This window comes from Methylibium sp. T29 (genome assembly GCF_000576205.1).
Classification (GTDB): Bacteria; Pseudomonadota; Gammaproteobacteria; order Burkholderiales; family Burkholderiaceae_C; genus Methylibium; species Methylibium petroleiphilum.
Genome location: NZ_AZND01000188.1, coordinates 1 through 6,545, shown reverse-complemented (window position 1 = coordinate 6,545; position 6,545 = coordinate 1). Strand labels below are relative to the sequence as shown.

At 70.5% G+C, this 6,545-nt stretch carries 8 protein-coding genes and 1 pseudogene; all 9 read left to right on the top strand.

Annotation, left to right across the window (positions count from 1 at the left end):
* A partial coding sequence (locus x551_RS16890) for an enoyl-CoA hydratase-related protein (RefSeq protein ID WP_036249669.1) occupies positions 1-290 on the top strand: 290 nt, incomplete at its 5' end.
* Between the two features lie 40 nt (positions 291-330).
* Positions 331-783, top strand: coding sequence for a hydroxyphenylacetyl-CoA thioesterase PaaI (paaI, locus tag x551_RS16885; protein ID WP_036235303.1), 453 nt, complete (start codon positions 331-333; stop codon positions 781-783).
* Positions 784-797: 14 nt separating this feature from the next.
* Positions 798-2,105 carry a phenylacetate--CoA ligase PaaK gene (paaK, locus tag x551_RS16880; RefSeq protein ID WP_036235301.1) on the top strand — a complete coding sequence of 436 codons (1,308 nt, stop codon included), beginning with the start codon at positions 798-800 and terminating at the stop codon, positions 2,103-2,105.
* A gap of 12 nt (positions 2,106-2,117) precedes the next feature.
* The gene (gene paaA, locus x551_RS16875) at positions 2,118-3,119 is read left to right on the top strand and encodes a 1,2-phenylacetyl-CoA epoxidase subunit PaaA (RefSeq protein ID WP_036235299.1); all 1,002 of its coding nucleotides are present in this window, start codon (positions 2,118-2,120) and stop codon (positions 3,117-3,119) included.
* A pseudogene (gene paaB, locus x551_RS16870) lies at positions 3,116-3,405 on the top strand (1,2-phenylacetyl-CoA epoxidase subunit PaaB). The gene paaA and the pseudogene paaB overlap by 4 nt, the downstream one beginning before the upstream one ends.
* A gap of 12 nt (positions 3,406-3,417) precedes the next feature.
* Positions 3,418-4,191, top strand: a complete 774-nt coding sequence (paaC, locus tag x551_RS16865) for a 1,2-phenylacetyl-CoA epoxidase subunit PaaC (protein WP_036235295.1) — start codon at positions 3,418-3,420, stop codon at positions 4,189-4,191.
* A 5-nt stretch (positions 4,192-4,196) separates the two neighbouring features.
* Complete coding sequence (gene paaD, locus x551_RS16860; protein WP_051495896.1) at positions 4,197-4,736, top strand: 1,2-phenylacetyl-CoA epoxidase subunit PaaD; 540 nt, start codon at positions 4,197-4,199, stop codon at positions 4,734-4,736.
* A gap of 12 nt (positions 4,737-4,748) precedes the next feature.
* Positions 4,749-5,834, top strand: coding sequence for a 1,2-phenylacetyl-CoA epoxidase subunit PaaE (gene paaE / locus x551_RS16855; protein WP_036235294.1), 1,086 nt, complete (start codon positions 4,749-4,751; stop codon positions 5,832-5,834).
* A 14-nt stretch (positions 5,835-5,848) separates the two neighbouring features.
* Positions 5,849-6,472: a TetR/AcrR family transcriptional regulator gene (locus x551_RS16850; protein ID WP_036235292.1), complete on the top strand. Its 624-nt coding sequence runs from the start codon at positions 5,849-5,851 to the stop codon at positions 6,470-6,472.
* Positions 6,473-6,545: the final 73 nt, after the last annotated feature.

Below are 6,545 nucleotides of genomic sequence, written 5' to 3'. Positions count from 1 at the left end.
GCGACAAGCTGCCGGCCGCCGAGGCCGAGCGGCTCGGCCTGATCTGGCAGTGCGTCGACGACGAAGCGCTGCCCGCCGAGACCCAGGCGCTGGCCGAACGCCTGGCCGCGATGCCGACGCGTGCGCTGGTGGCCACGCGCGAGGCGATCGACGCCGCCCAGACGCTCGACTTCGACACCGCGCTGCAGCGCGAACAGCAGCTGCAGCGCGTGCACGGGCATGCGAACGACTACCTCGAGGGCGTGAGCGCCTTCCTCGGCAAGCGCGCGCCGCGCTACACCGACCGCTGAACACGCCGACCATCACGCCCCCCGGACCCGGAGCCCCGCCATGAACGACGAACCCGCTTCCGCGCAGCGCCTCGCCGAGCAGGTGCGCGACGGCCTGTGGGCCGGCGACCGCGCCTCGCAGGCCCTGGGCATGCAGGTCACGGAGATCGGTCCGGGCCGCGCCGTGCTGACGATGCGCGTGCGCGATGACATGCTCAACGGCCACGGCATGTGCCACGGCGGCCTCATCGCGACGCTGGCCGACTCCGCCTTCGCCTTCGCGTGCAACGCCGGCAACGAGCTGACCGTGGCCTCGGGCTTCGCGATCGACTTCCTCGCCCCCGGGCAGCTCGGCGACCTGCTGGAGGCGCGCTGCACCGAGGTGTCGCGCGCCGGCCGCACCGGCGTCTACGACGCGACCGTCCACAACCAGCGCGGCGAATGCCTCGCGGTGTTCCGCGGCCGCTCCTACGCGATGCGCGGGAAGCCCGCGGTGGCGTCCGCCGGCCGCTGAACGAGGAGACCGTCATGCCCGTGAAACGCCCCGCCCCCGGCGACCTCGAGGCGATCGAGACCGCCAGCCGCGACGAGATCTCGGCGCTGCAGCTGCAGCGCCTGCGTGCGACCCTGCGCCACGCCTACGACCGGGTGCCGCACTACCGGCGCGCGTTCGACGTTCAGGGCGTGCACCCCGACGACCTGAAGCAGCTCGCCGACCTCTCCAGGTTCCCGTTCACCGCCAAGAAGGATCTGCGCGACAACTACCCGTTCGGCATGTTCGCGGTGCCGCGCGAGCAGGTGGCCCGCCTCCATGCGTCGTCCGGCACCACCGGCAAGCCGACGGTGGTGGGCTACACGCTGAAGGACATCGACACCTGGGCCGAGCTGGTGGCACGCTCGATCCGCGCCTCCGGCGGGCGCCCGGGCGATCTCGTCCACGTGTCCTACGGCTACGGGCTGTTCACCGGCGGCCTCGGTGCGCACTACGGCGCCGAGCGGGTCGGCTGCACCGTCATCCCGATGTCGGGCGGACAGACCGAGAAGCAGGTGCAGCTGCTGTGCGACTTCCGGCCCGACATCATCATGGTCACGCCCAGCTACATGCAGGTGATCATCGAGGAGTTCGTGCGCCAGGGCCTGGACCCGCGCGAGAGCTCGCTGAAGGTCGGCATCTTCGGCGCCGAACCCTGGACCGAGGCGATGCGCCAGGAGATCGAGGGCCGGGCCGGCCTGGACGCGGTCGACATCTACGGCCTGTCCGAGGTCATGGGCCCGGGCGTCGCCAACGAGTGCATCGAATCCAAGGACGGGCCGGTGATCTGGGAAGACCATTTCTACCCGGAGATCATCGACCCCGAGACCGGCGAGGTGCTGCCCGATGGCGCCGAGGGCGAACTGGTCTTCACCTCGCTGACCAAGGAGGCGCTGCCCATCGTCCGCTACCGCACGCGCGACCTGACGCGGTTGCTGCCGCCGACAGCGCGTTCGTTCCGCCGCATGAGCAAGATCGTCGGACGCAGCGACGACATGCTGATCATCCGCGGCGTCAACCTGTTCCCGACGCAGATCGAGGAGCTGGTGCTGCAGGAAGGCCCGCTGTCGGGGCAGTACCAGCTGGTGGTCACGCGCGAGGGCCTGCTCGACGAGGTGGAGGTGCGCTGCGAGGTGCAGCCGGCGCATGCGGGGGTCGACCGCGTTGCCCTCGGTGCGCGGCTGCAGCAGCGCATCAAGACGCTGATCGGCGTGAACACGACGGTCAGCGTCGGCCTGCCCGATTCGATCGAACGCACGCTGGTCGGCAAGGCCCGCCGCGTGATCGACAGGCGACCCAAGTAAGGAACCCGCACCATGTACACGCAAGCCATGGACAGCGCGCCGAAGGACGAGCGCCCGGCGGTCCGCTCGGTCGAGGAGGCGCGGCTCCAGCAGCGCTTCGACGAGCGCATCGATGCCGGCGAGTTCATCGAGGCCAAGGACTGGATGCCCGAGCACTACCGTCGCACGCTGGTGCGCCAGATCAGCCAGCACGCGCATTCCGAGATCGTCGGCATGCTGCCCGAGGGGAACTGGATCGGTCGCGCGCCCACGCTCAAGCGCAAGGCGATCCTGCTGGCCAAGGTGCAGGACGAGGGCGGCCACGGCCTCTACCTCTATGCCGCGGCCGAGACGCTGGGCACATCGCGCGACCAGCTGCTCGAGGCACTGCACAGCGGCCGGGCCAAGTACAGCTCGATCTTCAACTACCCCACGCTGACCTGGGCCGACGTGGGCACGATCGGCTGGCTGGTCGACGGCGCGGCGATCATGAACCAGGTGCCGATCTGCCGTTGCTCCTATGCGCCGTATGCGCGCGCGATGGTGCGCATCTGCCGCGAGGAGAGCTTCCACCAGCGCCAGGGCTACGAGGCCCTGCTGACGATGATGCAGCAGGGCAGCGACGCGCAACGGGCGATGGTGCAGGGCGCGGTGAACCGCTGGTGGTGGCCGTCGATCATGATGTTCGGCCCGCCGGACGACCAGTCGCCGAACTCGGCGCAGTCGATGCGCTGGGGCATCAAGCGCGTCAGCAACGACGAGCTGCGGCAGAAGTTCATCGACGCCGCGGTGGAGCAGGCCCAGGTGCTGGGCGTCACGCTGCCCGATCCGGCGCTGCGGTGGAACGCCGAGCGCGAGCACTGGGACCACGGGCCGATCGACTGGAGCGAGTTCAAGCGCGTGCTCGCCGGCGACGGGCCCTGCAACCGCGAGCGCCTCGCCGCCCGCGTGCAGGCCTGGGAGGAGGGCGCCTGGGTGCGCGAGGCCGCGCTGGCGCATGCACGCAAGCAGGCACCGAAGGAGGAGGTCGCATGAGCACCGACACCGAATGGCCGCTGTGGAGGTCTTCGTGCGCAGCAAGGCCGGCCTGGACCACAAGCACTGCGGCAGCCTGCACGCCACCGACGCGAAGATGGCGATCCAGCTCGCGCGCGACGTCTACACGCGCCGTCAGGAAGGGACCAGCCTCTGGGTGGTGCGTTCGGACCAGATCACCGCCAGCGACCCGGCCGAGAAGGGCGCCTATTTCGACCCGATGGAGGACAAGGTCTACCGCCACCCGACCTTCTACGCGCTGCCGAAGTCGGTCGATCACATGTGAACCGAGGCCGGCATGACGCAATCCATCGAACTCCGGCGCGATCCCGCGGTGCAGTACCTGCTGCGCATCGCCGACACGACGCTGATCCTGGCGCAGCGGCTCGGCGAGTGGTGCGGCCATGCGCCCATCCTTGAGGAGGACATCGCGCTGACCAACATGGCGCTCGACCTGGTGGGCCAGTCGCGCGCGCTGCTCACGCGGGCCGGCGAGCTCGAGGGCCGTGGCCACGACGAGGACCAGCTCGCCTTCCTGCGCGACGAGCGCGACTACTTCAACCTCACTTTGGTGGAACTGCCACGCGGCGACTTCGCGTTCACTGTGCTGCGCAACCTGTTCGTCGCCGGCTGGGCGCGGCTGCTGTGGGAGCGGTTGTGCGATTCCGGCGACATCGAGGTGGCCGCGATCGCCGGCAAGGCGGTCAAGGAGGTGCGCTACCACCAGCAGCACGCGATCGACTGGGTGGTGCGGCTCGCCGACGGCACCGACGAATCGCGCCGCCGCATCGAGGCGGCGCTGGCACAGGCCTGGCGCTACACCCCCGAGCTGTTCGAGTCCGACGCGGTCGACGAACACGCCCGCCAGGCCGGGCTCGGCCCGCGTCGCGCCGACCTGCGCGAGCCCTGGCTTGCCGAGATGGCGGCCGTGTTCGCCGAAGCCGGCCTGGCATTGCCGGCAACCGGCGGCTATACGAGTACCGGCAGCCGCGGCGTGCACAGCGAGCACATGGGCTACCTGCTCGCCGAGATGCAGTACCTGCAGCGGGCCTACCCGGGAGGTGCGTGGTGAACGCGGTGACGACGGCGCGCGAGGCGGTCGACCGTGACGACGCCGTGCGTTGCGAGCAGGCGTGGGCGGCACTGGACGAGGTGCTCGATCCCGAGGTGCCGGCGCTGTCGATCTGCGATCTCGGCATCGTGCGGGCAGTCCGCGCCGAGGGTGCGGGCCTGGAGATCGTGCTGACGCCCACCTACTCGGGCTGTCCGGCCACCGAGGTGATCGAGCAGCAGGTGCGGGCCGCGATCGACGATGCCGGCCTGGGGCCCGCCCGCGTGACGCTGCAGCGCGCGCCGGCCTGGACCACCGACTGGATCAGCGAGGCCGGCCGCCGCAAGCTCGCCGCCTACGGCATCGCACCGCCGGGGCCGTCCGTCCGACCGGACGGTGCGGCGCCGATCCGCTTCTTCGGCCGCGGCAGACCGGCGCCCCTGGCCTGCCCGCGCTGCGGCAGCCGCCAGACCGAGCGGCTGTCGGCCTTCGGGTCGACCGCCTGCAAGGCGCTGTACCGCTGCCTGAGCTGCCGCGAGCCGTTCGAGCACTTCAAGCCGCTCTGATCGCACTGTTTCATGAGCCTGCTTTTCCATCCGTTGCGCGTGCGTGCCATCGAGCCCGACACGGCCGAGGCCGTGGTGGTGACGTTCGACGTGCCGCCTGCGCTGCGCGAGGTGTTCGGCTTCACGCAGGGCCAGTACCTCACGCTGCGCAAGGAGATCGAAGGCCAGGACCTGCGCCGCTCCTACTCCATCTGCGCTGGCGTCGACGACGGTCAATTGCGCGTGGGCGTGCGCAAGGTGCGCGGCGGCGTGTTCTCGAACTGGATCAACGAGCACCTGCGCACCGGCGACGTGGTCCAGGTCATGGCGCCGCAGGGCCGCTTCTTCGTGCCGCTCGATCCGGCGTCGAAGCGCCACCACCTGGGCATCGCCGGCGGCAGCGGCATCACGCCCATCCTGTCGATCATGAAGACGGTGCTGGCGCGCGAGCCGCACAGCCGCTTCACGCTGATCTACGGCAACCGGCTGCTGAACTCGACGATGTTCAAGGAGGAGCTCGAGGACCTGAAGAACCGCTACCTGACGCGGCTGGTGCTGCACCACGTGTTCTCCGACGAGCACACCGACGCGCCGCTGAACCGCGGCGTGATGAACCGCCACAAGATCGGCAAGTTCCTGTCCGTCCTGGTACCGGCCGCCGGCATCGCCCACGCCTATGTCTGCGGCCCGTTCCAGATGAACGACGAGGCCGAGGCGGCGCTGCGGGCGGCCGGCGTGCCGGAGGACCGCATCCACATCGAACGCTTCGGCGTCGCGCAGCCAGCCGGCGGCACGGCCGACGCGGTGGTCCACGAGGCCCGGCCCGGCGACGCCGAGCAGGCGAAGGTCACGATCATCCGCGACGGCCTGCGGCGCGAGATCTCGTTCACCAAGGGACAACCCAGCCTGCTCGACGCGGCCTCGGCGGCCGGGCTCGAGGTGCCGTTCTCGTGCACGTCCGGCGTCTGCGGCACCTGCCGGGCGAAGCTGATCGAGGGGCAGGTCCGCATGGAGCGAAACTTCGCGCTGGACAGGAAGGAGGTGGCCGCCGGCTTCGTCCTCACCTGCCAGGCGCACCCGCTGACCGACCGCGTGGTGCTCTCCTTCGACGAACGCTGAGACGAGGACACCCGATGGCCCGCGGCCGCCTGCCCGGATATGCAGACCAGCTCGACCTGATCCTGGAGCACGCGGCACGCCTGTTCGCGCGGCGCGGCTACCCGGCCACCACGATGAACCAGGTGGCCGAGGCCTGCGGGGTCTCGAAGGCCACGCTGTACCACTACTACCGCGACAAGTACGCGCTGCTGGTCAGCATCGCCGAAGGACATGTCTCGCGGCTGCAGGGGCTGGTCGAAGAGGTGGACGCCGACGCGACGCTGGCGCCCGAACCGCGGCTGCGCGAGTTGATCGCCCGCCTGGTGGGCGAGTACGCCGGGGCGCAGGACGCGCACCGCGTGCTCACCGAGGACGTGAAGTTCCTGGAAGAGGGCGACCGCGAACGCATCCTCGGCAAGGAGCGGCAGGTGGTGGCGTCGTTCGCCGCGGCGGTGGTGGCGTTGCGACCGGACCTGAAGGAGGCCGCGATGGCCAAGCCGCTGACGATGCTGCTGTTCGGCATGGTGAACTGGATGTTCACCTGGGTGAAGCCCGAAGGCCCGCTCGACCATGCCGCGCTGGCGCCGATCGTGGCCGACCTCTTTCTCGGCGGGCTGCCGGCCGTGCAGGCGGCAGCGCTGCCGGCCCCCGGCGGCTGAGCCGCGAGGAGTGCTCGTGGTGAACGCAGCGATCGCCCGACGCTCAGGCCGTGCGGCGCGCGGTCGACGGACC